Raw genomic sequence first — 23,711 nt, forward strand, 5'->3', positions numbered from 1 at the left:
CGAGGGGGAACCATGACCGCCACACCGCTGGACGCGATCCCCGCACCCAGCCCCTATCCGCGCACCAGCCGCTACTACGCCACACCCACCGCCGTGCACACCACGCCGGACGGGCGGCGGCAGATTCCCTATCTCACCAGGCGGTTCCTGCCGCAGCCGGCGACGCTGGTCCAGATCGACGAGCATGTGGTCAGCGAGGGCGACCGGCTCGACCTGATCGCCAACCGGTTCCTCGGCGATCCCGGCGCGTGGTGGCAGGTCGCCGACGCCAACCCGAGCCTGGATCCGCGCGAGCTGACTCAGACGCCGGGTACGAAGCTCCGCATCACCATGCCGCAAGGCATTCCCGCCAACGCCGGCACCGTCAACGGCCCGAACGGCTGACCCGACGATGCCAGACGTCTCGCCGCTGCGGCTGACCATCCTGATGGGACGCCAGATCGCCGTGCCGGTGCCTCTGCCGGTCGCGGAGGCCCTGCTGTCGGCGCAGGTCACGGTGGCGGCAGGGCAGCGCAGCGGCTTCCAGCTGTCGTTCGACCTGTCGAAGTCGGGCATCATCAACAAGACCCTGCTGCCCGCCGGCCTGTTCGACCCGCCGACGCGCGTCATCCTGGCGGTCACCGTCAAGGGAACACTGTCGGTGCTGATGGACGGCGTGATCCTCCGGCAGGAGGTCGGCATCAGCGGCGTGCCGGGCCAGTCCACGTTGACGGTCACGGGCGAGGACCTCACCGCGCTGATGGACCTCGAGCACCGGACCCAGCTCTACCCCGCGCTCACCCCCGCGGCGCAGGCCCTGACGATCATCGGCCGGTACGCGCAGTTCGGCATCGTCCCGCTGGTCGTACCCGAGCTGATCCCGCAGGTCACGTCGCCGACCAAGCTGATCAAGACGCAGGACGCGACCGACCTCGGCTATCTCAACGAGCTGGCCAAGGCCAACGGCTACGTGTTCTATCTCGACCCCGGGCCGGTTCCTGGCGTGAGCAAGGGCTACTGGGGCCCGGAGGTGCGGCTCGGCGTTCCGCAACCCGCCCTCACGGTCAACAGCGACCACACTTCCAACGTCGACCAGCTGACGTTCGGCTACGACGGCTCGTCCCGGGAGCAGCCCGTGGCGCGCGTGCAGATCCCGTTCACCAAGATCTCGGTCTCGCTGCCGGTGCCGGAGGTGAGCATCCTGCGGCCCCCGCTCGCGGTGAAGGCCGCTCCGGCCCTGAAAGAACGAGTCATCAACGACACGGCCAAGAAGGAAACGCCCGAGGCGCTCGCCGAGACACTGGCCAAGGTCGCCGAGTCCGCCGACGCGGTGAGCGGCTCCGGCCAGCTCGACGTCGTCCGCTACGGCCACGTGCTACGCCCACGCGAGCTGGTCGGCGTCCGCGGCGCGGGCATCACCTACGACGGCCTCTACTACGTCAAGAGCGTCACGCACAACCTGCAGCGCGGCGCCTACACCCAGAACTTCACACTGGCCCGCGAAGGCCTGATCTCCCTTGTTCCACGAGTGATCCCGTAGACCCGGACCGGAAAGGAGGCCCACCACATGCCCGAACCTGGCAAGCACTACGGCAAGTACCGCGGCAAGGTCGTCAACAACATCGACCCGGAGCAGCGAGGGCGGATCCAGGCTCAGGTGCCGGACGTCCTCGGCGATGTCGTCTCCTCCTGGGCGATGCCGTGTGTCCCGCTCGCCGGTACGCAGATGGGGTTGTACGTCGTGCCGTTGATCGGGGCCGGCGTCTGGGTGGAGTTCGAGCAGGGCGATCCGAGCTACCCGATCTGGACCGGCTGCTGGTGGGGCTCGTTCGCCGAGGTGCCGAAGCTCGGGCTGGTCGGCCCGCCGCAGTCGCCCAACATCGTGCTGCAGACCAACGGCCAGCACGTCGTGGTGATGTCGGACCTGCCGGGTGGGCCCGGAATCACGTTGAAGACGCCTTCGGGCGCGTCGCTCATCATCAGCGACCAGGGCATCTTGCTCAACAACGGCAAGGGTGCCTCGATCACGCTCGTCGGCAACACCGTCACCGTCAACCAGGGTGCGTTGGTCGTGACCTAGAAGCGTCGAAGGGGAGGGAACAATGGCAGGCAATCTGCTGCATGTCAACGCGACCGTGACGTGCCCGCACGGGGGACAGGCGACGATCCGGCCGGCGCAGACCCGCACGGTCGTGAGCGGTCAGGTCGCGAGCACGCTGGCCGACGTCTACACCATCACCGGCTGCCCGTTCACCGTCGGGAACAAGCCACAGCCCTGTGTGCTGGTGCAGTGGGTCAGTCCGTCGGCCCGCATCAAGATCAACGGCTCGCCCGCGCTCCTGCAGGCGTCGACGGGCCGTACGGTCTCGGCCGAGCAGATTCCGCAGGGCGCGCCGATGGTCTCGGTCGTCCAGCAGCGGGTGGTGGGGCTGTGAGCAAGCAACGTTACGCAACCACAGCAGGCGAAGGTGACGCCCGCGCGGTCGTACTCCGGGCGCAGGACCGGCTGCCGCGCCGGACCGACATCGCGTTCCCGTTCCGGATCGACGCGCGCGGCCGGACCGCCGACGTCGGATACGACGACCACGTACGCCACCTGATCGAGCTGCTGTTGTTCACCAGCCCGGGCGAGCGGGTCCGGCGACCCGACTTCGGCTGCGGCCTGCTGGACCTGGTGTTCGAACCGAACAGCCCCGAGCTCGCGTCGGCCCTGCAGCTGTCGATCCAGGCCCAGCTCCAGCGCTGGCTCGGTGACGTCATCGACATCGAGCTGATCGAGGTGGAGAGCGAGGAGAGCGTCCTCCGCGTCCACATCAGCTACGTGATCCAGGCGACCGGCACCAGGCGGACCGACGTGTTCGAAGGGGGAACGGCGTGACCATCGAATGCTCTACCGACAAACGCCGGGCCGACGTACGCCGGGCGCATCGCAACGGCGTCGACGGCGTGGAAGCGCACGACGACGGCAGCACGCTGACCGTGACGTTCCTGGGCAAGGCGCCCCGGCACCTGTCGCCCGCCAACCTCCGGATCGACGGCGGCCGGCGCGTCACCGACGTTCGCGTGGTCGACATCCAGATCGAACGCGAGGACGATCCCGAGCTCGACGACCGGATGTTCGTCACCGTCGACCGCTCCGGCGACACCTCGACGTATCGCTTGTGCGTTGTGGAGAAGGACTCCTACGGCCGGCCGGGCACCACGCCGCTGCGCGGGTTCGACCCGCGCTACCACTGCGCCGACTTCACGTTCAAGCCGCAGTGCCCGCGCGACCAGGACTGCGTGTCCGCCGAGCCGTGCCCGCCCGTGCAGCACGAGCCGCCGGTCATCGACTACACCGCAAGGGACTACGACACGCTGCGCCGGCTGCTGCTCGACCGCATGACGCTGACCGTGCCGGACTGGAAGGAACGGCACATCCCCGACCTCGGCGTCACCGCGGTCGAGTTGCTGGCGTACGTCGGCGACGAGCTGAGCTACCACCAGGACGCGGCCGCGACCGAGGCCTATCTCGACACCGCCCGCCTCCGCGTTTCCGTCCGCCGGCACGTGAGACTGATCGACTACGCCATGCACGACGGCTGCAACGCGCGTACGTGGGTCGCGCTGACCACCGATCGCAAACTCACGCTGGAGCAGGGCGACTGGCGGTTCGTCGCACTGGACGTGAGCCAGGTCGACCCGAAGGAACGACCCGAGCTGGCCCCCGTCATCTCCGACGAGACGCTGGAAGAGCTGCCGCCCGGTGCCCGCTTCGAGATCTTCGAGCCGATTGTGGCCGAGGCGCTGACGATCCGGCCCGCGCATAACGAGATCCGGTTCTACACCTGGGGCGACGCCGAGTGCTGCATCCCGCGGGGCGCGACCTCCGCGACCCTGCGCGACTGTGCCGACGCCGATGACGATGACGGCGACGCCCGGCTGAAGCTGAAGCCCGGCGACGTACTCATCGTCGAAGAGGTCCTCGGCCCACGTACCGGCGCACCTGCCGACGCCGATCCGACGCACCGGCAGGCGGTGCGGCTGGTGTCGGTGAGCAGGTCCGTCGACAAGCTGTACGACCAGCCGATCCTCGACGTGGCCTGGGATCCCGAGGACGCGTTGACGTTCCCGGTCTGCGTGTCGGCTGTCGGCGGACCGGAGTGCGCGCTGATCGAGAACATCTCCGTGGCCCGCGGCAACGTCGTGCTGGCCGATCACGGGCGCGACCTGACCTACTGCGGCGCCCGCAGGGAAACGCATCCGGTCCCGCCGGCCCCGGTGCCGCCGCTCGACTGTGCTCCCGGGCCCTACTGTCCGGACCGGCCCGAGCGCGGGCCGGCGGGCGACCTGATCGCCACGTTGCTGGAGCAGACGCGAGCCGGCGAGCCGTTCGACGAGGAGGCGTACATCGACCTGCGCCGGCTCGTCGGCCAGGCCGCGCTGGACCGGGCGGCCGTCGACTTCCGCGCACCCGCGCCCGAGCAGACCGACACGCTGGAGACGTTGCTGGCGCAGCTCTCGTACCCGTCGCTACGGTCGCGCTGGCGTCCCGTCCTGACCTACGCGCCCGTGACGCAGGCCACCCTGTTTCCCAGCCCGGGTTGGGTTTCCGCCGGCCAGGCCGCCGTGCTGGCGACGATCGACGACCGGGCGCGAGCGCGGCTCGAACGCCTGCTGCGGGAGCTCGAGGACCACGACCACGGCCGTCACGACCACGGCGGCGGCAGGGACGAGGACCACAGCGAGGACAGCGACCACAGCGATCACAGCGACTACGGCAGAGACCATCGTGACCGCCACGACGGCGATCTGGACGACGACGACGTCGCGTGGCTGCGCATCCTGTTCGGGCAGGCGATCCTCGACGAGCTGGACCTCGCGCACCACCCGGCAACCGCACTTCGCCACCTGATCGCACGGTTCGACGAACTGCTCGCGGCCAAGCTCGCCCGGCTGGCCCGGCTGGTCGCGCGTACGCAGGGCGGCGAAGTACTCCCCGCGAGCGTCGGCTGGGAGATCGCGCAGACCTGGGGCGAGGCGCTCGCCGCCGGCCTGGACCCGGCCGGCGAACGGCTGGCCGGACCGGCCGCCGTCGCGCTCCGCCAGGACCCTCGCGACGCGCTGCCCGCCGTACACGTCAAGGCCTACGACGCGATCGGCGAGCTCGCCGGCACCTGGCTGCCGCGCCGCGACCTGCTCTCAGCGGGGCCGAGGGACCGCTGGTTCGTCGGCGAGCTCGACGACGACGGCCGGCTGGCGCTGCGCTTCGGCGACGGCGAGCACGGCTCGAAACCACCGCCCGGTGGGGAGTTGAAGGTGCGCTACCGCGTCGGCAACGGCACCGCCGGCAATCTCGGCGCCGACGCCATCAACCACCTCGTGCTGTGCTGCGGCGCGATGGACGACGGCGTGACCGAGGTCCGCAACCCGTTGCCCGCGACCGGCGGCACCGAGCCCGAACCGCTCGACCAGGTACGCCAGCTCGCACCGCTGTCACCACGCCGGCAACGGCTGCGCGCGGTCACGGCAGCCGACTACGCCGAGCTGGCCGGCCGGGTGAGCGGCGTACAACGCGCGGCGGCCGAGATCCGCTGGAGTGGAGTCGGCCAGGAGGTACACGTCGCGATCGACCCGCTGGGTGCCGGTGCGCCCGACGCGATGCTGCTCGCGAAGGTCGCGCGCTTCCTCGACGCGTACCGGCGGATCGGGCACGACCTGATCGTCGAGCCGGCCACGCTGGTGCCGATCGACCTCGAGCTGCTGGCCTGCGTCGCGAGCGGATTCCAGGAGGGACACGTACGCGCGGCGTTGCGCCGGGTGCTCGGCAACCGGCGGCTGGCAGACGGCCGGCTCGGGTTCTTCCATCCGGACGCGCTGACGTTCGGCGAGCCGGTCCGGGTCAGCCGGCTGGTGTCGGTCGCGGCCGCGGTGCCGGGCGTCGTCAGCGTCCAGGTCACCAAGCTGCGCAGGCTGTTCAGCCCGGAAGCGGGCGAACTGGAGGAAGGCCTGCTGCGCATCGGCGGGCTCGAGGTGGCCCAGCTCGACAACGATCCTGACCGGCCCGAGGCCGGCAGGCTCACGATCAACCTCGGAGGTGGCCGGTGAGCTGTGGCACGGACTCTGGATGCGGCGGCTGCGGTGGCTGCGGCTGCTGCCAGGGCGTCCAGGCCGAAACGCCCGTACGGACGGACAATCCGCCGGGCCGCACGGAGATCGCGGTGCGAGTCGGCACCCACGGGCAGTTCTTCTCCTCGATGCTGTCGCGACTGTCCGGCCCGGCCTATCCCGCACTGCGTGGGCTGCGGGTACGCAGGCCGGACGATCCGGCGATCGCGCTGCTCGACACCGGAGCGGTGCTCGGCGACCTGCTGACGTTCTACACCGAGCGGATCGCGGTCGAGGGCTACCTCCGCACCGCGATCGAGGAGCGCTCGCTTCGCCTGCTGGGCAAGCTGGTCGGGCATGTCCCGCGGCCCGGCGTGGGCGCCGGCGTACATCTCGCGTACACGGTCGACCGTGATCCGCTGACCGGCGAGGACGTTCCGGTCGCGATCCCGCAGGGCGCGCGTTCACAGAGCGTCCCGGGTCCGGGGGAGGAGCCGCAGTCGTTCGAGACCGCGGAGGACCTGATCGCTCGCAACTCCTGGAACCAGTTGCAGGTCCGCACCCGCAAGCCGTACCAGGTCAACCTCGGTACGACAGGTATCGACCGGCGCGTCCTGCATCTGGCCGGTGCCAGCACCAACCTCGACCCGGGCGATCGTCTGCTGTTCGTCTTCGGCACCGAGACGGGACGCCAGGCCCTGGACGTGGTCCAGTCCGTCGAGATCGACTCGATCAACGACACCACGGCGGTCGGGTTGCCCGGGCCGAGCCTGCCGACGTTCCTCGGGCTCAACGAGCAGTTCCGCACACTGGTCGCCGACGCACACGAGCACGAGATGTTCGGGCGCAGCCGGATCGTCCGCCGTTTCGTCGAGGTGCTGGACGACATCGTGGCCCGGCTGCCCGAGCTGCCGGACGAAGACCTCGCCGCCGGCGCCGCGGCCGAGGACGAGCAGGAGATCGACACGCCGACCAAGTTCGGCAGCGAGCTCGACACGGCGCTGGAGCGGCTCGCCGAGTCGCTCCAGGTGGCGCACCAGTACGAGAACGTCGTGGCGTACCTCACCGAGCTCGGCGCCGCGCTGGCCGGCCTGCGGGCACAGGTCGCGCTGCTAGAGCCGCCGCAGGAACGACCGAAGGAGTCTCGGCCCCAGCCGCTGTACGAGGCACTCGCGCTGTACCGCTTCTCGGGCGGTGGCGGCGAGAACGGCAGCGTAGGAAATGGCAGCCAACCGCCCGCGGACGATCCCGCGCTGCTCGGCCTGGCTGCTCTGCTGGGCGCGCTGCGGCTGCCGCCGGCCAGCCCGCCGCGATCGGCCAAGAACCTCGTCCTGGATCCCGCGAAGGTGTTCGGCACCGGCTCGGACGCCGGTGTCCAGCTCCTGTCCGCGCTCGACCCGCGGCTCGGCAACCTCTACAACGCCTGGGCGAAGGTCAACCTCACCGCGCCGCCCGCACTGGCCGGCCTGCAGGCGATGCGTGTCGTCGCGACGCCGTTCGGCGCGACCGCGCCGCTGCGGCAGGTCACCAACCCCAGCACTGGACGCCAGGAGTTCGTCGACTGGCCGCTCATCGGCGCCGTGGCTGTCACGGCTCAGGTCCTCTTCAGCGGCGAGCGCCCGTCGCTGCTGTTCCTGACCTTCACGGAGAACAACGTCTCGCAGGTGCAGCTACGGTTCCTGCCGTTCGACGGCACGATCGAGAACTTCGGTCCCGGCCGCGCGCGGGTGACCACGAAGACAACCGGAAGCGGCGAGGACGAGGTCGTGACCAGCGTCGAGGTGGAGTATCTCGACAAGTTGCCCAACCAGACCGTCACGCTCTCCGCGATCGACAGCGAGGACGTGGTGACCATCACGGTGTCCGACGGCGACGAACTGTCGTTGGAGCTGGAGGAGGGCCAGGTCAAGGAGGACGTCCACGACGGCTTCTCCGTCACGGCCCGCCGGTCCGGAAGCGGGCAGATCCCCTTCGCCGAGGTCGAGATCGGCTCGGGTGGGCAGCCGGTCAGCAGGGACGTGCTCGCGCTCGATGCGGTCTACCAGGGCATCGGGCCGGGTAGCTGGGTCGTCATCGACCGGCCCGGCAAGGGAAATCCCACGTTGCGTCAGCTCATCACCCGCGTGGAGTCGTCGCGCGTGATCTCGCGGGCCGACTTCGGGATCACCGGCAAGGTCACCGAGTTGACTCTGGTCGACGAGTGGCTGGACGAGAACGACAGCTCGCTCGCCGACATCCGCAACACCACGGTCTACTCCAAGGGCGAAGCGCTGGAGGTCGCGACCGAGCCGGTCACCGACGACGTGTTCGGCGACACGATCGAGCTGGCCCAGTTGTACGACGGGTTGCAGCCCGGCCGCTGGATCGTCGTGACCGGCGAACGTACCGACATCCCCGACACGCCGGGGGTACGGGCGGCCGAGCTCACGATGATCTCCGGCCTCGAGCACGACGTCGCGCCACCGTTGCCGGGCGACTCGGTGCACTCGACGATCACGCTGGTCACGCCACTCGCCTTTACGTACAGGCGGGAAACCGTGTCGATCCTCGGCAACGTCGTGCGCGCCGACCAGGGCGCGACCCGCGACGAGCCGATCGGCAGCGGCGACGCGAGCCAGGCCGGGCAGAGCTTCCGGCTGTTCCAGGGCCCGCTCACCTGGCTGCCGGCCGACAACCCCAGTGGAGCCAGGAGCACGTTGGAGATCAGGGTCGACGGCGTGCGCTGGGACGAGGTCGACAGCCTGGCAGGCCGCGGCGCGGACGAGAAGGTCTACGTCACCAGCACCGGCGACGACGGCCGTACCCTCGTGACGTTCGGGGACGGCGTGCACGGCTCCCGGCTGCCGACCGGGCAGGAGAACGTCCGAGCGCGCTACCGCGTCGGGCTCGGCAAGGCCGGCAACGTCGTCGCCGACAAGATAACGACACCGCTGACCCGGCCGCTCGGTGTCACGGCGGTCACCAACCCGCGACCGGCGACAGGGGGAGCGAACCCCGACGACGCGGCCGCCACCAGGCGGCAGATCCCGCTGGCGATCTCCGCGCTGGACCGGCTGGTGTCGGTGCCCGACTACGAGGACTTCGCACGGGCACGGGCGGGCATCGGGCGTGCGTCGGCGGCGCGGCTGGTCGCCGGCGGCCGCGAGCTCGTACACGTGACGGTCGCCGGAGTCGACGACATCCCGCTCGCCGACGACTCGGATCTCGTCAGCTCGTTGCGATCCGCGCTCGTCGCGTTCGGGGATCCGCAGCTGCCGGTCGCGGTCGCTGTCCGCGAGCTCGTCCTGCTGATCGTGTCGGCCGGCATCCGCGTCGCGCCGGCGTACTCCTGGGAGCTGGTCGAGCCGGTCGTACGCGCGGCGCTGGTGGCCCGGCTCGGCTTCGGCGCCCGCGAGCTCGGCCAGCCGGCGTACCTGTCGGAGGTGATCGCGGCCGCGCAGTCGGTGCCCGGCGTCGACTACGTGGACGTCGACGCGTTCACCGGCGTACCCGCGAGCATTACGCCCGTCGGCCTGCAGGAGCTGGCGGCCGCCCTGACAACCCCGCAGAACGCGGTGCCTGCCCGGCTGGCGATCGCCGACGAGGCGTCCTACGTCGTCGAGCTCGCCGAGGGCGAGTCGCTGACGCTGGTGGCGGCGAAGAACGGCATCACGGTCGCCGAGCTGTTGCGGCTCAACCCCGACATCTCGTCGGCCGATCCGCTACCTGCCGGCCGGCGGGTGCGCGTCTTCGCCGGCGTCCGGCCGGCCCAGCTGGTCAGCCTGTCCGCCGCAGTGCCGAGCACGCTTGTTCTGAAGGAGATCCGATGAGTGATCGGCTGAGTGAGCTGCTGCCGGTTCATATCCGCAAGCGGGACGCGGAGTCGGGTGGCGCGCTGCGGGCCCTGTTGGCGGTGCTGAGCGAGCAGGTCGACCTCGTACGCGACGACATCGACCAGCTCTACGACAACTGGTTCATCGAGACCAGCGACCGCTGGGCCGTGCCGTACCTCGCGGATCTCGTGGGTTACGAAGTGCTGCGGGGTTACGAGGAAGCGCTGGCCGCCGGCGGCCCGGCCGCCGCGGCGCTCGCGGCCCGGCTGGCGCCCCGGCGGGACGTCGCGAGCACCGTCGCCAACCGCCGGCGCAAGGGGACGTTGCCGTTGCTGGAGGAGCTGGCACTGGCGGTCGCCGACTGGCCGGCGCGAGCCGTGGAGTTCCACCGGCTGCTGGTCGGTGCGCAGCCGGTGAAGGTGTTCGGCGCCACGGAGTCGCTGGCCGCGTCGCGGTCGCGGCTCGGGTACGTCGATCTGCGGCGCGGCGACCTGCTGGACTTCGCCGGTGGGCCGTTCGATCCGCTCGGGCACGGCTCGGCCGCCGCCCGCGTGACGTCGAGCCGTCGGCAGGGTGACTATGGCGTGCCCAACGTCGGTTTGTTCGTCTGGCGGCTGAAGCCGTACTCCATCACGCGAGCACCGGCCTACTGCATCGACCGGGCACGTAACCAGTTCACGTTCTCGATCCTCGGCAACGACGTGCCGCTGGTTACCCGGCCGGTCGCGGAGCCGGGTGCGGCCCACATCGCGACCGAGGAGAACGTGCCGGCGTTCATCTCCCGGCGCGTGCTCGCCGATCGGCTGGCCGACTACTACGGGCCGGGCAAGAGCTTCGCGATCTGGCGGGACGCGCAGCGCGACCCGGTGCCGCTGGCCGACATCGTGGTCGCCGACCTGACCGACTGGACCTACCGCGCGCGGCGCGGGCAGGTGCTGGTCGATCCGGAGCTGGGGCGGATCGCGTTCGGGCCGCGGTCGGCGCCCCGCCGTGGGGTCTGGGTGACGTACCACTACGCGTTCGGCGACGACCTCGGTGGCGGCGAGTACTGGCGAGGCGTGGGCGCCCTGGTCTCCGAGCCGAACGCGGCGAAGGTCTACCAGGTCGGGCCGGGTGCGGAGTTCGCGCGGATCACCGACGCGTACGAGGCCTGGACCCGCGACAACGCGCACGGCGACCAGCCCGAGGCGATCATCGAGATCGTCGACAGCGGCTCCTACCAGGAGCAACTGGAGTTCGTGCTCGGGCAGGGCGACCGGCTGGAGCTGCGGGCGGCCGAGGGCGTGCGGCCCGTACTCCGGCTACTGGACTGGTACTCCAACCGGCCGGACTCCTTGCAGGTCAGGGGAAACCCGCCGGCGGAGGACGACGACCGGCCGCCCGGGCGGTTCACGATGAACGGGCTACTGGTCACCGGTCGCGGGGTCAGCGTGACCGGGGCCTTGAGCGCGGTCGTTCTCCGGCACTCGACGCTGGTGCCCGGCTGGTCGCTCGAACCGCACTGCAAGCCGACGCATCCCGAGGAGCCCAGCCTCGTCCTGGAGAACACGTCGGCGTGCGTGCAGATCGAGCGGAGCATCCTCGGCACGATCCTGGTCATCAACGACGAGGTGCACGCCGATCCGATCCCGATCCACCTGGCCGACTCGATCCTGGACGCGACCGGATCGGACCGCGAGGCGCTGTCGGCGCCGGACTGCCAGCACGCACACGCCATCCTGCACGCGTACCGGGCGACGGTGATCGGGGAGGTGCACACGCACGCGGTCCGGATCGGCGAGAACTCCCTGTTCGACGGGCGGATGCACGTCGCGCGGCGGGGGATCGGCTGCCTGCGGTTCTGTTACGTCACGCCCGGATCGCGCACGCCCCGGCGGTACCACTGTGAGCCGGACCTGGTGTGGGCGGCGCTGCGGGAGCTGGTGGAAAGCGGGGACGTGTTGCCGGGCGACCTGGCGAGGTTGCGGGAGCTCGAGGCGTTCCGGGTGCGGCCGCGGTACACCTCGCGCGACTACGGAACGCCCGCGTACGCACAGCTTTCGCGGTCGTGCGCGGTCGAGATCACCCGCGGTGCGGAGGACAGCTCGGAGCTGGGGGCGTTCCACGACCTGTTCCAACCGCAACGGGAGGACAACCTGCGGGCGCGGCTCGAGGAGTTCTCGCCGGCCGGCTCGGACACCGGAATCATCTTTGTTTCCTGAGGTTTCCTGGGAGGGGATTTCACATGCACGGCGACTTCTCGCGATCGACGTTCCGGCCGGACCAGCACTTCTCCGCCGTACTCGCACAGCAGGGGCGAGTGCAGCTGGACGCCGAGGACAACGAGCAGGCCGCGATCGCGCTTCAGCTGGCGCGGACGACCGCCGCCGACCTGATCGGGCCGCACGGAGGGCCTGGCGGCGGCTTCCTGGTCGGGCACTTTCGGGACGGGGCCGGTCAGCCGGCCGATCCGCCTGATCTGACGATTGGGGAAGGGCGGTACTACGTCGACGGGGTCCGGGTCGACTCGACACGGGTGCCGCCCCTTCCGGCCGTACCGGAAGGGGATTCTCCGCCTTCCGAGGCGCCGCCGGAAGCGTGGTCGTATTGGGACCAGCCGTTCGCCTACCGGGACCGCGAGATCGACGACGACCGGCTGCCGACGGACTTCCCGTACCTCGTGTACCTCAAGGTGTGGGACACGCTGGTCACGGCGATCCAGGACCCGTCTCTCCGGGAGACCGCACTCGGCTCGGCGCTACCCGACACGGCGGCGCGGGCGCGTACGGTCTGGGAGGTGCTGCCCGTGCGGCTCGAGCTCGGGAACGACGACCAGCCGGAAGCCGCCTTCGACCGGTGGCTGGCCGGGCTGGCTCCCAGGGAGTGGCTGGCGGCGCGGGCCGAACGGCCGGCCCGGGTCGAGGACGACCCGTGCATCACGGCACCGGACTCGCGGTTCCGTGGTCCGGAGAACCAGCTGTACCGCGTGGAGATCCACGCAGGCACCGCCGACTCCGCCGATGGGAGGGCGACGTTCAAGTGGTCGCGCGACAACGGGTCGGTGACGTTCCCGGTCGCGTCGGTCTCCGGGCCTTGGATCACGCTGGCGGCTCTGGGGCGCGACGACAAACTCGACCTGCACGTGGGGGACTGGATCGAGGTCCTGGACGACGCGAAGGCCGGGCGCGGCCTGGTGGAGCCGTTGCCGCAGGTGATGGAGATCGACGTGGCCGGGCGCCGGGTTCGGCTCTCGGAGCCACCGCGGGGTGCGGTGGGCGCGCTGCCGTCGCTGCATCCGTACCTGCGGCGCTGGGACCACACCGAGACCCGCCGGCGTGGGGCGCCACGTCTTCTCGACGGCGCGGTCGAGGTCAAGGAAGGGCAGTGGATCGACCTGGAGGACGGCGTACAGGTGTGGTTCGGCGCGGACGGCCGCTATCGAGCCGGTGACTACTGGCTGATCCCCGCACGCACGATCCCGGGGACGGTCGAGTGGCCTGTGGACTCTCTCGGGCAGCCCTTGCTGGCCCGTCCAGCGGGCGTGCAGTATCACTACGCGCCGCTGGCGTGGGTCACCGGACCCGAGCCGTCGCAGGTGCAGGACCTGCGCAGGACCTGGACGCCGATCGCCGGGTGACGGCTTCGCGTGGGCTAGCTGGCCAGGGCCGTCACTTGGCCGGCAAGGACCGTGCGTAGGAGACACTGCGGCGCACCCACGCGGTGAGCTGGTCGTCGCTCTCCACCGCAGTGGGGTCGACTCGCAGCCAGCCCCGCATCTCGCGTCCGCCCATGATCGCGGGCTGCACGTGCTGGTCGATGAGGTCGGGTGCGTTGTCGGCGCCTACCCGAGCCAGCAGGCCGCCCTTGCCGCTGACGGCCACCGCCATGGTGCCGTCGACCAGGAACGCCAAGCCGCCGAACATCCGCCGCTCGTCGATCCCCTCTTCGGAGGCGACGAGCTCGCGGATGCGTTCGGCCAGGTCGTGGTCGTAGGCCATGCCGATCCGGCTCAGACTTCCGGCTCGGCCACCGGCAGGCAGACCGCGATCGGGGTCTGCTGGCGGCCCTGCCCGAACGGGTTGTCGCGGAACAGGTCGCAGAAGAACTCGATCACCCGGTCGGTGTCGTGCCCGAGTACGTCACGGCCGAGGTCGTTGGAGTCGATCACGACCGTGCCGCCGAAGGTCTTCGCCAGTTCGTCCGGCACCGCCTCCCGGATGGCCGCACTGAGCTGGCCGGCCACCTGGTCGGGGTCCTTCGGCGGCAGCTTCGCCGACACGTTGGACGGATAGGCGGAATAGGACGTGGGGCCGTCGATCGCGTTCACCCGGTGACCGGCGACTTGGTAGAACCAGCCCTTGCGGCCGAGCAGCTTGCCGACCACGCTCGCACCGGCCGCCGCGACGATCCGCGGCAGCCCGGCCTCGTTGATCGCCAGCTGCATCGTCCACGGGCTGCCCAAGCCGATGCCGTAGGGCGTGCGCTGAACGAACTTCGACAGCACCTTGGCCGGAGCGCCGGGGTTGATCTCCCAGGTGAAGTAGGAACGACCCTGGGAGATCGCCACGATCTTCTCGCTGACGACGACGTACCACTTCTGGCCGAAGCCGGCCTGGAACCGCTTGTCGGCGGCGGCCAGCTCGGTGGTGCTGGTGACGTAGGACGTCACCTTGTCGGCGAGCGCGTCGTCCCGCGCGAACAGCTCGGTCTGGATGGGGATGCGTGCCCAGTGTCCATCCCCACCCAGCTCGATCGTCAGGCTCTTGCCCTCGTTCGGGTCCAGTGGTGCTTTGGGGGTCGGCGGCTCGTGCTTGCCGTCCCCGATCGTTTCTGGCTCGGACATGGGCACCCCTCGGCTCTCGGGGGTGTGGGGGTCGTCCCCCACACGATGACGACAGCGGTGATGTGCTCGCGCTCTCCGCGAGCACAGCTGTCCCGTCGCCGCTGGGCGGTTCTAGACGCGACGTAGGACGGCGACGACCTTACCGAGGATCACGGCGTCGTCTCCAGGGATGGGGTCGTACGCCTCATTGTGCGGGATCAGCCACGCATGCCCGTCCTTGCGTTGGAGCGTCTTCACGGTGGCCTCACCGTCGATCATGGCCGCGACGATCTCGCCGTTCTCGGCGTCAGGCTGCTGACGTACGACGACCAGATCGCCCTCGCAGATCGCGGCGTCGACCATCGAGTCACCCTTGACGGTCAGCATGTAGAGCGTGCCTTCGCCGACGAGCTGGCGTGGCAGCGGCAGCACCTCCTCCACTGCCTCCTCGGCGAGGATCGGCCCACCAGCGGCGATCCGGCCGACCAACGGCACGAACGCCGGCACCGGATGCGCCTCGTCGAAGCCCGCCTCCTCGAACGCGGTCGGCGCGCCCTCGATCGGCTGCAGCACCTCGATCGCGCGGGGGAGCGTCGGGTCGCGGCGGATGAAGCCCTTGGTCTCCAGGCCCTTCAACTGGTGCGCCACCGACGAGGACGAAGTTAAGCCCACCCGGTCGCCGATCTCGCGCATCGAAGGCGGATAGCCGCGCTCCTGCACACACTCGCGGATGTAATCGAGGATCCGGCGCTGCCGCAGCGAGAGGCCGGTCGCGTCGGGTGGGCCGTCGGGAAGCTCCCGTACGAGAGCGGTCGGCTCGCCACCGGCGTCGTCGGACGACGACTTCCGCGGTTCGCGAGCTCTGGTCTGCTTGGGCATTGCGATGGTCTCCTAACCAGCCGAGCTGAGGCGTGGGTTCTCGCTTACCTGACGTTAGACCGTCGGCGCGCTTGGTTCAAACATCTGTTCGACCGGCGTGTTGGCGTGTCGCGGTGAATTTGATGACTGTCCGCGCCACGCCGATCGAACGAATTTTCGAGCCTTCGTACCCATTGTCGGTGGCTTGGTGTACAACTTTGCACATACGTTCGTTCGAACGGTCGTTCGACGCGCTGGAGGTTTGAGATGAACGCATCGGCTGCCACGCGGCAGGGCTGGGCACCGTCCCTGCGGTCGGCCGCGCCCGGGAAGAAGCGGGCGGCGCTCGCGCTGGTGCCTGCTCTCGCGCCGGCGCCGGCACCCGTTGCGCCGGCCAGCCGTCGCAGCGCCGGACGGGCTGGCGCCGGAGTCCGCTCCTGCACCATCGACGACCAGGGCCGCGACCAGGCGCTGCGCGCCGCCGGCCTCCGCCTGACCACCCGCGGCCGCTGGGCCGTGGTGATCACCTTCATGGTGCTGGTCATGGTGGTGGCGGGCAGCCTCGGCCTGGTCCTGACCGAAGTCGTCAGCGCCGCCGTCCCGAACAGCCCCACCCCGACCAAGGTCGTCCAGGTCCAGCCGGGCCAGACCATGTGGCAGATCGCCGAGTCCGCCGCTCCCACCGCCGACGTCCGCGTCACGGTCGACCAGATCGTCAAGCTCAACGGCCTCACCAACGCCGGCGACCTCACCGCGGGCGACTACATCCGCGTCCCAGCCCCGAACGCCAGGTGATGCCCGACCAACCTCAACCGCCCCAACCCAAGCCCTGGTCGCCGCATCACCACTAGGCGCCGAACCACCCGCCACCGCAACACCGCCAACCTCGACCTGCGCCTCCGCCGCAGTGGGTCATCCGCCCCGCGCCGCCATCTGCCACCGGTCATGCCGCGCCACCGCAGAGCCCCGTCCGTGGGCTCGCCGCAGTGGGCCGCCATCCGCCCCGCGCCGTAGAAGCCACCGCCGGTCATGTCGAGCCACCGCAGAACCTCGTCCGTGGGCTCGCCGCAGCGGGCTATCTCGCCCGCGCCGCAAGGCCATCGCCACCTCGGATCTTCGCTGACTCTGCTGACTGTTTCGCCGCCAAGCGGGACGTCGCCATTTCGCAGCAGTGGGCTACCCAGCCCGCGCCACCAACCGGGTCGCCCATGACTGCCAGCCACCGCTGCCTGACGCGCAGCCGCCGCGAGCGCCACCGGGTCGCACCGTTGCGTCGCCGCCGCGATGCCCGCCTGCCATACCCGCGTTGCGCGCGATGGCGGTCGAGCAGTTGTGGCCGCGCCGCCGCGATGCCCGTCGGTGGTGCGGCCGACGTGCCCATCTCCGAAGCGATCGGCGATGCGCTGCCGTGCCGCGACGCCCGCCCACCTGCCGCAGCCGCCGCGCCGTTTTGGCGGCGCCACCCCGGACGCCGGCCTGCATGCTCGGCTGCCGTGCCCGCCGGTGGCGCACGCCCGCCGCTGAAGCCATTGGCGATGCCCTGCCGTGCGTGCCATGGCGCCGAGGCGCGGCGCCAGTCACTCGCTTGCCGCGACGCATGCCTGCCGTGCCTCACCACTCGACGGTGGCGGCCGCCGTGCCGCAACGCGTTGGTCGCCTGCTGGGTCGCTGGCTTTCGATCCGGCCTGCGCGCACGCCGGATCGGAGCTGCCGCGATCGGGGCGGATCCACGCTGCCATAGCCACTCGGAGTTTTCGTGATCATGCTCGCCCGCCGTACGCACCGCTCACCAACCCGCGCCGCCGACTACGAAGCGTGACAACCACCCCAATCGGCCGCCCCGACCGCCGTCCGCGGAAGCTTCTCGCCAGCTGAGCTGGACCGATGCCGGACCGTGAAGAAATGCCCGGCTTTCCGCCTCGACACGACACGCGCGTCGCTTGCATTGGCGTCCGACTCGACGTACGGTAACCCCTAGATCTGGTAGTTACACGGTTGTAAGTCGTCCACAGGTAGTGTTGAGTAGCCCACAGGTTCTCCCCAGGCGATCCACAGGCTCATCCCCAGGTGATTGTCCGGCCAGAACGCTCCACGGCGCGCGCGACACGCCCGCACCGACCAACCCGCAGCCGCACATCATGATCACGGTGCGCACACAAGTCCAGCCGGAGAGAGGAGCCGCAGCCATGCACTGTCCTTTCTGCCGCCACCCCGACAGCCGGGTGGTCGACAGCCGCACGGCCGACGACGGCACCGCCATCCGGCGGCGCCGGCAGTGTCCGGAGTGCGAGCGACGTTTCACAACGGTCGAGCAGGTGACCTTGGCCGTGGTGAAACGCAGCGGCGTCACCGAGCCGTTCCAGCGCGACAAGGTCGTCTCAGGCGTACGCAAGGCCTGCAAGGGCCGTCCGGTCAACGAAGATGCCCTGGCCCAGCTCGCCCAGCGAGTCGAGGACGACATCCGCGCGGGCGGGAGCGCCGAGATTCCGGCTCACGAGGTCGGCCTGGCGATCCTCGGGCCGCTGCGTGAGCTCGACGAGGTTGCCTACATGCGCTTCGCGAGCGTCTATCGGGGATTCGCGAGTCTCGACGACTTCGAGACCGAGATCGCTCTGCTACGCGCCGAGGCCACCGAGACCGTGCCCGAGCCGGAGACCCGCCAGGACGCGAGCCCCCGGCCGTAAGAGCAGCAGCACAAGCAGGCATTGAACGAAACACACGGGAACCGAAGCAAGGAGAGGCATCATGACGGACACGGTGAGCGGTCCCACCCGCGGGGGAACCAAGGGACGCTCGGCGGCGAAGGGTTTGAAGGTCGAGCGGATCTTCACCACGCCCGGCACGCATCCCTACGACGAGGTGACCTGGGAGCGCCGTGACGTCGTACAGCAAAACTGGAAGACGGGCGAAACCGTCTTCGAGCAGAAGGGCGTGGAGTTCCCGGCGTTCTGGTCGGTGAACGCCTCCACGATCGTCACCACGAAATACTTCCGCGGCGCGGTCGGCACCGACCAGCGCGAGTGGAGCCTGCGCCAGTTGATCGACCGGGTGGTGAAGACCTACCGCGGCGCCGGCGAGCAGCACGGCTACTTCACCACCAAGGCCGACGCCGACCTGTTCGAGCACGAGCTCACGTGGATGCTGCTCCACCAATACTTCAGCTTCAACTCTCCGGTCTGGTTCAACGTCGGCACGCCTTCGCCGCAGCAGGTGTCGGCCTGCTTCATCCTGGCGGTCGACGACTCGATGGACTCGATCCTCAACTGGTACAAGGAAGAGGGGCTGATCTTCAAGGGCGGCTCCGGCTCGGGTGTGAACCTCTCCCGCATCCGTGCCAGCAAGGAGCTCCTGTCGTCCGGCGGCACCGCGTCCGGCCCGGTTTCGTTCATGCGCGGCGCCGACGCCTCCGCGGGGACGATCAAGTCCGGCGGTGCCACCCGCCGCGCGGCCAAGATGGTCATTCTCGACGTCGACCACCCTGACGTCGAGGAGTTCATCGAGACCAAGGCGCGCGAGGAAGACAAGATCCGCGCGTTACGCGACGCCGGCTTCGACATGGATCTCGGCGGCAAGGACATCGTGAGTGTCCAGTACCAAAACGCCAACAACTCCGTCCGCGTCACCGACGAGTTCATGCGTGCGGTGGAGCAGGCCGACCAGTTCGGGCTGCGCTCGCGCACGGACGGTGAGGTGCTGGAGAAGGTCGACGCCAAGGGCCTGTTCCGCAAGATCGCGACGGCCGCCTGGGGGTGCGCCGACCCGGGCCTGCAGTACGACGACACGATCAACGACTGGCACACCTGCCCGGAGACCGGACGGATCACGGCGTCCAACCCGTGCAGCGAATACATGCACCTCGACAACTCCTCGTGCAACCTCGCCAGCCTCAACCTCCTGAAGTTCCTGAACGACGACGGCAGCTTCGATGTCGTCAACTTCGCGAAGGCCGTCGAGATCATCATCACCGCGATGGACATCTCGATCTCGTTCGCCGACTTCCCGACCGAGGCGATCGGCGACACCACGCGTAAATACCGCCAGCTCGGCATCGGTTACGCCAACCTCGGCGCGCTGCTGATGGCCACCGGCCACGGCTACGACTCCGACGGCGGCCGCGCGCTCGCGGCGGCGATCTCGTCGCTGATGACCGGCACGGCTTACAAGCGTTCGGCCGAGCTGGCCGGGGTCGTTGGGCCCTACGAGGGTTATGCCCGCAACGCCGAGCCGCACAAGCGGGTCATCCGTAAGCACGCCGCCGCCAACGACGCGGTGCACAGTGTCGGCAGCATGGACCGCGATATCCTGAAGGCAGCCGGCAAGGCGTGGGACACCGCGCTGAAGGTCGGTGAGAAGAGCGGCTACCGCAACTCCCAGGCCAGCGTGATCGCCCCGACCGGCACGATCGGTCTCGCGATGGACTGCGACACCACCGGCATCGAGCCCGACCTGGCGCTGGTGAAGTTCAAGAAGCTCGTCGGTGGCGGCTCGATGCAGATCGTCAACAACACCGTGCCGAACGCGCTGGCCAAGCTGGGATACCAGCAGGAGCAGATCGAGGCGATCGTCGAGTACATCTCCGAGCACGGCCACGTGGTCAACGCACCCGGGCTGAAGCAGGAGCACTACGAAGTCTTCGACTGCGCGATGGGCGAGCGGGCCATCAAGCCGATGGGCCACGTCAAGATGATGGCGGCGGTCCAGCCGTTCGTCAGCGGCGCGATCTCCAAGACCGTCAACATGCCGGAGACGGCGACGATCGAGGAGATCGAGGACATCTACTTCCAGGGCTGGAAGCTCGGCCTGAAGGCACTCGCGATCTACCGCGACAACTGCAAGGTCGGCCAGCCGCTGTCCAACGCCAGGAGCAAGGCGAAGGAGAGCGAGAAGGCTGCGGAGACGGAGCAGCCCGCGGTCGTCGTGGAGTACCGCCCGACGCGCAAGCGCCTGCCGAAGTCGCGGCCGAGCCGCACCACGTCGTTCACCGTCGGCGGTGCCGAGGGCTACATGACGGCGGGCTCCTACCCCGACGACGGCCTCGGCGAGGTCTTCCTCAAGCTCGGCAAGCAGGGCTCCACGCTGGCCGGCGTGATGGACGCGTTCTCGATCGCGGTGTCGATCGGCCTGCAGTACGGCGTTCCGCTGGAGACGTTCGTCCAGAAGTTCACCAACCTGCGCTTCGAGCCGGCCGGCATGACCGACGACATGGACGTGCGGATGGCGCAGTCGATGACCGACTACATCTTCCGGCGGCTGGCGCTCGACTACCTCCCGTTCGAGAAGCGGTCGGCGCTCGGCATCTACTCCGCGGAGGAGCGGCAGCGCCAGCTGGAGACCGGCTTCTACGAGCCGATCGAGGAGTCGCCGTCGAGCGGCGACACCGGCGACCCGGCATCGCTGAAGCAGGTCGAGTCCAAGCCATCGTCGAGCGAGACACCCGCAGCCAAGCCCGCGGGCGACGCGCACACGTCGACCGAACTCCTGGAAGCGATCCAGGGTACGACCGCCGACGCGCCGCTCTGCTTCACCTGCGGCACGAAGATGCGGCCGGCCGGAAGCTGCTTCGTCTGTGAGGGCTGCGGCAGCACCAGCGGCTGCAGCTAACGAGAGCACTGGAGGGCGGAGTGGTGACGCTCCGCTCCGCCCTCCAGACCAACCCATTGAACGCTTCAGGGGAGGAGCGTCCGTGAACCCACCGGAGCTCGACCAACTGCTCGACGACTTCGTGTCGTGGACCCGCGGCCGTGAAGACGCCGACTCCGACCAGGCCCGCATCGTCTACGTCGCGCTGACCAGCAAGCCGGACTTCCCCGGCGCGAGCCCGCGGCGCTGGCGCAAGGGCGACCTGACCGAGCTACTGCTCGAGATCCTGCCGCGCACCTACGCCGCCGACCCCGCCTGGATGACGGCGACGATCCCGGCGCTGCGTGCCTTCTTCCGCTTCGCCGCCGACACTGGCTACCTCGACGCCGATTCCGCGGCTGCGGGCGAGCTGTTGGCCGAGTTGGAGGCGTTCGAGCCGCGGCAGGTCACCACCGCTGTCTGACCCTGGCCGGTCAGGATCCGGCTCCCGTCGTGGAGCTGGATTCGGCACGTCCGGGTGTCCCAGACTGGGTGGCGCCGATGATTCCGGCGCTGCGAGCGTCCTTCTGTTTCGCCCGCCGACTCCGGCCACCTCGACGCTGACTCCGCTGCTGCGGCCGACCTTCTTGCCGAGCTGGAGGCGGTCGAGCCGGGGCAGGTCTCCACGGCCGTCTGAACACCTGGCCGGTCAGGATCCGGCTCCCGTGGTGGAGCTGGATCCGGCAATCTCCTACTCAAAGAATAGGAATTGTGACCGGCTTCACACGCCGTATCGGGAATCGTCGCTGTCGGCGACCGGTTGGAGACCAACGTGAGCGCGCCCAATCCCGGTGGCCGTCTGTGTCCGCCGTCCTCCATGCCCGGCTCCAGCGCACGCTGTTGAGCTGAGCCGCACGGACCTGCCCGCCCACACCCACGCTTCCCGAAGCCCCACAAAGACTCTGGACCCACCCTGTGATCCGAATCGAAGGCCTGCGTAAGACCTACCGAACACCCGGCCGGGAAGTCGTCGCCGTCGACGGCGTGGACCTCACTGTCGAACCGGGCGAGATCTTCGGTGTGCTCGGCCGCAGCGGCGCAGGCAAGAGCACCTTGCTCCGCTGCGTCAACCTGCTCGAACGCCCTGACCAGGGCACGATCTCCGTCGACGGCCTGGAGCTGACCGGCCTGGCCGGCGCGACCCTACGCGAAGCCCGCCAGCACATCGGCATGATCCACCAGCACTTCGCGTAGCTGAGCTCGCGTACGGCCGCGGGCAACGTCGCGTTTCCGCTGGAGGTGATGGGCCTCCCGCGCGAGGAACGCAACACCCGCGTAGCCGAGCTGCTGGATCTCGTCGGCCTCGCCGACCACGCGAACGCCTACCCCGCACAGCTTTCCGGTGGCCAGAAGCAGCGTGTCGGAATCGCCCGCGCGCTCGCCGGGCGGCCCAAGGTGTTGCTGTCCGACGAGGCGACGTCGGCGCTCGACCCCGAGACCACGGGTTCGATTCTCGAACTGCTGCGCGACCTCAACCGGCAGCTGGGCCTGACCGTGCTGCTGATCACGCACGAGATGGACGTCATCAAGCGCATCTGCGACTCCGCCGCGATCATGCGCGACGGCAGGTTCGCGGAGTCCGGAAAGATCGGAGAGTTGCTGGCCAAGCCCGGCTCGGAGCTGGCCCGCGAGCTGTTCCCGCTCGGCCCTCCGCCGCCCGCGGAGCCGAACGAGACGATCGCCGACGTCACGTTCACCGGAGACCAGAGCTGGGTTGCCGCGCTCGCGCGAAACCACGCCGCCGACGTACGTGTGCTGGCCGGCGCCACCGAGATCGTCGCCGGGCTGCCCGCCGGCCGGCTGCGGATCGCCTTGCCGGGCAGGCCGGAAGCCAACGCCGCCGCGCTGGACTACCTGCGCGGCCTCGGACTGATCGTCGAGGTGACCCGATGAGCTGGACCGACTTCGCCCCTGACCTGTGGAGCGCGACGATCGAGTCGCTCTACATGGTCGCCGTGTCGACCGCGCTGACGGCCGTGCTGGGCCTGATGGTCGGCGTGCTGCTCGTCCTCACCGACCGCGGCGGCCTGCTGGAAGCCCGGGGCCTGAACACCGTGCTCGGCGTGGTCGTGAACGTCGGCCGCTCGCTGCCGTTCATCATCCTGCTGGTCGCGATCATCCCGTTCACGCGGTTCGTGGTCGGCACCTCGATCGGTACGACAGCGGCGATCGTTCCGCTGACCGTGGCCGCGATCCCGTTCTTCGCAAGGATTGTCGAGGCCGCGATCCGCGAGGTCGACCCAGGCGTCGTCGACGCGGCGCTCGCGATGGGCGCGACCCGTCGCGAGATCGTCGTCAAGGTGTTGTTGCGCGAGGCTCGGCCCGGACTGGTCGCCGGCCTCACCATCACGGTGATCGCACTGATCGGGTACTCCGCGATGGCCGGCTTCGTCGGCGGCGGCGGGCTCGGCGACCTCGCGATCCGGTTCGGCTACCAGCGCTTCGAGACCGAGGTCATGATCGCCACCGTAGTGCTGCTGATCGTCCTCGTCCAGCTCGTCCAGATGCTCGGCGACCGGGTTGCCCGGCGCCTGTCCCACAAGTAATCGCAAGGA

At 69.7% G+C, this 23,711-nt stretch carries 18 protein-coding genes and 1 pseudogene; 16 read left to right on the plus strand and 3 right to left on the minus strand.

Annotated elements, in window-relative coordinates; all coding sequences use genetic code 11:
• The first annotated feature begins 12 nt into the window (after positions 1 to 12).
• From ACYVF6_RS21200 to ACYVF6_RS21240, 9 genes are all read left to right on the plus strand, one after another.
• Positions 13 to 384: a LysM peptidoglycan-binding domain-containing protein gene (locus tag ACYVF6_RS21200; RefSeq protein ID WP_460523938.1), complete on the plus strand. Its 372-nt coding sequence runs from the start codon at positions 13 to 15 to the stop codon at positions 382 to 384.
• A gap of 7 nt (positions 385 to 391) precedes the next feature.
• On the plus strand, positions 392 to 1,519 hold the full coding sequence (locus ACYVF6_RS21205; RefSeq protein ID WP_460523940.1) for a hypothetical protein: 1,128 nt from the start codon (positions 392 to 394) through the stop codon (positions 1,517 to 1,519).
• Positions 1,520 to 1,546: 27 nt separating this feature from the next.
• Positions 1,547 to 2,059, plus strand: a complete 513-nt coding sequence (locus ACYVF6_RS21210) for a phage baseplate assembly protein V (RefSeq protein ID WP_460523942.1) — start codon at positions 1,547 to 1,549, stop codon at positions 2,057 to 2,059.
• 22 nt (positions 2,060 to 2,081) lie between these two features.
• A complete protein-coding gene (locus tag ACYVF6_RS21215; protein WP_460523944.1) occupies positions 2,082 to 2,414 on the plus strand; it encodes a hypothetical protein in 333 nt (110 codons plus the stop codon).
• Positions 2,411 to 2,857 carry a GPW/gp25 family protein gene (locus tag ACYVF6_RS21220; RefSeq protein WP_460523946.1) on the plus strand — a complete coding sequence of 149 codons (447 nt, stop codon included), beginning with the start codon at positions 2,411 to 2,413 and terminating at the stop codon, positions 2,855 to 2,857. The genes ACYVF6_RS21215 and ACYVF6_RS21220 overlap by 4 nt, the downstream gene beginning before the upstream one ends.
• Entirely contained in the window at positions 2,854 to 6,066 is a 3,213-nt protein-coding gene (locus tag ACYVF6_RS21225; RefSeq protein WP_460523949.1) for a baseplate J/gp47 family protein, read from the plus strand. Before ACYVF6_RS21220 ends, ACYVF6_RS21225 begins: the two co-directional genes overlap by 4 nt.
• 113 nt (positions 6,067 to 6,179) lie before the next feature.
• Positions 6,180 to 9,875, plus strand: coding sequence for a putative baseplate assembly protein (locus ACYVF6_RS21230; RefSeq protein ID WP_460523952.1), 3,696 nt, complete (start codon positions 6,180 to 6,182; stop codon positions 9,873 to 9,875).
• Positions 9,872 to 12,079 carry a hypothetical protein gene (locus tag ACYVF6_RS21235; protein ID WP_460523954.1) on the plus strand — a complete coding sequence of 736 codons (2,208 nt, stop codon included), beginning with the start codon at positions 9,872 to 9,874 and terminating at the stop codon, positions 12,077 to 12,079. The genes ACYVF6_RS21230 and ACYVF6_RS21235 overlap by 4 nt, the downstream gene beginning before the upstream one ends.
• A gap of 23 nt (positions 12,080 to 12,102) precedes the next feature.
• On the plus strand, positions 12,103 to 13,494 hold the full coding sequence (locus tag ACYVF6_RS21240; protein WP_460523956.1) for a DUF6519 domain-containing protein: 1,392 nt from the start codon (positions 12,103 to 12,105) through the stop codon (positions 13,492 to 13,494).
• 31 nt (positions 13,495 to 13,525) lie between these two features.
• Here ACYVF6_RS21240 and ACYVF6_RS21245 read toward each other — a convergent pair whose 3' ends face one another.
• From ACYVF6_RS21245 to lexA, 3 genes are all read right to left on the minus strand, one after another.
• Positions 13,526 to 13,855 (minus strand): TfoX/Sxy family protein, encoded by a 330-nt coding sequence (locus tag ACYVF6_RS21245; protein WP_460523958.1) that lies wholly within the window; start codon positions 13,853 to 13,855, stop codon positions 13,526 to 13,528.
• Between the two features lie 11 nt (positions 13,856 to 13,866).
• Positions 13,867 to 14,700, minus strand: a complete 834-nt coding sequence (locus ACYVF6_RS21250) for a hypothetical protein (protein ID WP_460523960.1) — start codon at positions 14,698 to 14,700, stop codon at positions 13,867 to 13,869.
• A 111-nt stretch (positions 14,701 to 14,811) separates the two neighbouring features.
• A complete protein-coding gene (gene lexA / locus ACYVF6_RS21255) occupies positions 14,812 to 15,558 on the minus strand; it encodes a LexA family protein (protein WP_460523962.1) in 747 nt (248 codons plus the stop codon).
• Positions 15,559 to 15,804: 246 nt separating this feature from the next.
• Between lexA and ACYVF6_RS21260 the strand changes: the two genes are divergently transcribed.
• The 7 genes and pseudogenes from ACYVF6_RS21260 to ACYVF6_RS21290 all read left to right on the plus strand — a co-directional run bounded on the left by ACYVF6_RS21260 (position 15,805) and on the right by ACYVF6_RS21290 (position 23,702).
• A complete protein-coding gene (locus ACYVF6_RS21260; RefSeq protein WP_460523964.1) occupies positions 15,805 to 16,332 on the plus strand; it encodes a LysM peptidoglycan-binding domain-containing protein in 528 nt (175 codons plus the stop codon).
• 1,391 nt (positions 16,333 to 17,723) lie between these two features.
• Positions 17,724 to 18,221 (plus strand): transcriptional regulator NrdR, encoded by a 498-nt coding sequence (gene nrdR / locus ACYVF6_RS21265; RefSeq protein ID WP_460523966.1) that lies wholly within the window; start codon positions 17,724 to 17,726, stop codon positions 18,219 to 18,221.
• A gap of 61 nt (positions 18,222 to 18,282) precedes the next feature.
• Entirely contained in the window at positions 18,283 to 21,138 is a 2,856-nt protein-coding gene (locus ACYVF6_RS21270; protein WP_460523968.1) for a vitamin B12-dependent ribonucleotide reductase, read from the plus strand.
• 82 nt (positions 21,139 to 21,220) lie between these two features.
• Positions 21,221 to 21,580, plus strand: a complete 360-nt coding sequence (locus ACYVF6_RS21275) for a hypothetical protein (protein ID WP_460523970.1) — start codon at positions 21,221 to 21,223, stop codon at positions 21,578 to 21,580.
• A gap of 560 nt (positions 21,581 to 22,140) precedes the next feature.
• A pseudogene (locus ACYVF6_RS21280) lies at positions 22,141 to 22,566 on the plus strand (ATP-binding cassette domain-containing protein); the annotation flags it as partial.
• 144 nt (positions 22,567 to 22,710) lie between these two features.
• Positions 22,711 to 23,049 carry an NIL domain-containing protein gene (locus ACYVF6_RS21285; RefSeq protein WP_460524547.1) on the plus strand — a complete coding sequence of 113 codons (339 nt, stop codon included), beginning with the start codon at positions 22,711 to 22,713 and terminating at the stop codon, positions 23,047 to 23,049.
• Positions 23,046 to 23,702, plus strand: a complete 657-nt coding sequence (locus tag ACYVF6_RS21290; protein ID WP_460523972.1) for a methionine ABC transporter permease — start codon at positions 23,046 to 23,048, stop codon at positions 23,700 to 23,702. Before ACYVF6_RS21285 ends, ACYVF6_RS21290 begins: the two co-directional genes overlap by 4 nt.
• The last annotated feature ends 9 nt before the right edge of the window (positions 23,703 to 23,711 follow it).

This window comes from Flindersiella endophytica (genome assembly GCF_054779015.1).

Bases quoted from the DNA above. Each gene is read 5' to 3' on its own strand.
- ACYVF6_RS21260 (WP_460523964.1), top strand. From the start codon at position 15,805: ATGAACGCATCGGCTGCCACGCGGCAGGGCTGGGCACCGTCCCTGCGG.
- lexA (WP_460523962.1), bottom strand. From the start codon at position 15,558: ATGCCCAAGCAGACCAGAGCTCGCGAACCGCGGAAGTCGTCGTCCGAC.
- ACYVF6_RS21250 (WP_460523960.1), bottom strand. From the start codon at position 14,700: ATGTCCGAGCCAGAAACGATCGGGGACGGCAAGCACGAGCCGCCGACC.
- ACYVF6_RS21205 (WP_460523940.1), top strand. From the start codon at position 392: ATGCCAGACGTCTCGCCGCTGCGGCTGACCATCCTGATGGGACGCCAG.
- ACYVF6_RS21215 (WP_460523944.1), top strand. From the start codon at position 2,082: ATGGCAGGCAATCTGCTGCATGTCAACGCGACCGTGACGTGCCCGCAC.
- ACYVF6_RS21270 (WP_460523968.1), top strand. From the start codon at position 18,283: ATGACGGACACGGTGAGCGGTCCCACCCGCGGGGGAACCAAGGGACGC.
- ACYVF6_RS21245 (WP_460523958.1), bottom strand. From the start codon at position 13,855: ATGGCCTACGACCACGACCTGGCCGAACGCATCCGCGAGCTCGTCGCC.
- ACYVF6_RS21210 (WP_460523942.1), top strand. From the start codon at position 1,547: ATGCCCGAACCTGGCAAGCACTACGGCAAGTACCGCGGCAAGGTCGTC.
- ACYVF6_RS21240 (WP_460523956.1), top strand. From the start codon at position 12,103: ATGCACGGCGACTTCTCGCGATCGACGTTCCGGCCGGACCAGCACTTC.
- ACYVF6_RS21285 (WP_460524547.1), top strand. From the start codon at position 22,711: ATGCGCGACGGCAGGTTCGCGGAGTCCGGAAAGATCGGAGAGTTGCTG.
- ACYVF6_RS21200 (WP_460523938.1), top strand. From the start codon at position 13: ATGACCGCCACACCGCTGGACGCGATCCCCGCACCCAGCCCCTATCCG.
- nrdR (WP_460523966.1), top strand. From the start codon at position 17,724: ATGCACTGTCCTTTCTGCCGCCACCCCGACAGCCGGGTGGTCGACAGC.
- ACYVF6_RS21235 (WP_460523954.1), top strand. From the start codon at position 9,872: ATGAGTGATCGGCTGAGTGAGCTGCTGCCGGTTCATATCCGCAAGCGG.
- ACYVF6_RS21290 (WP_460523972.1), top strand. From the start codon at position 23,046: ATGAGCTGGACCGACTTCGCCCCTGACCTGTGGAGCGCGACGATCGAG.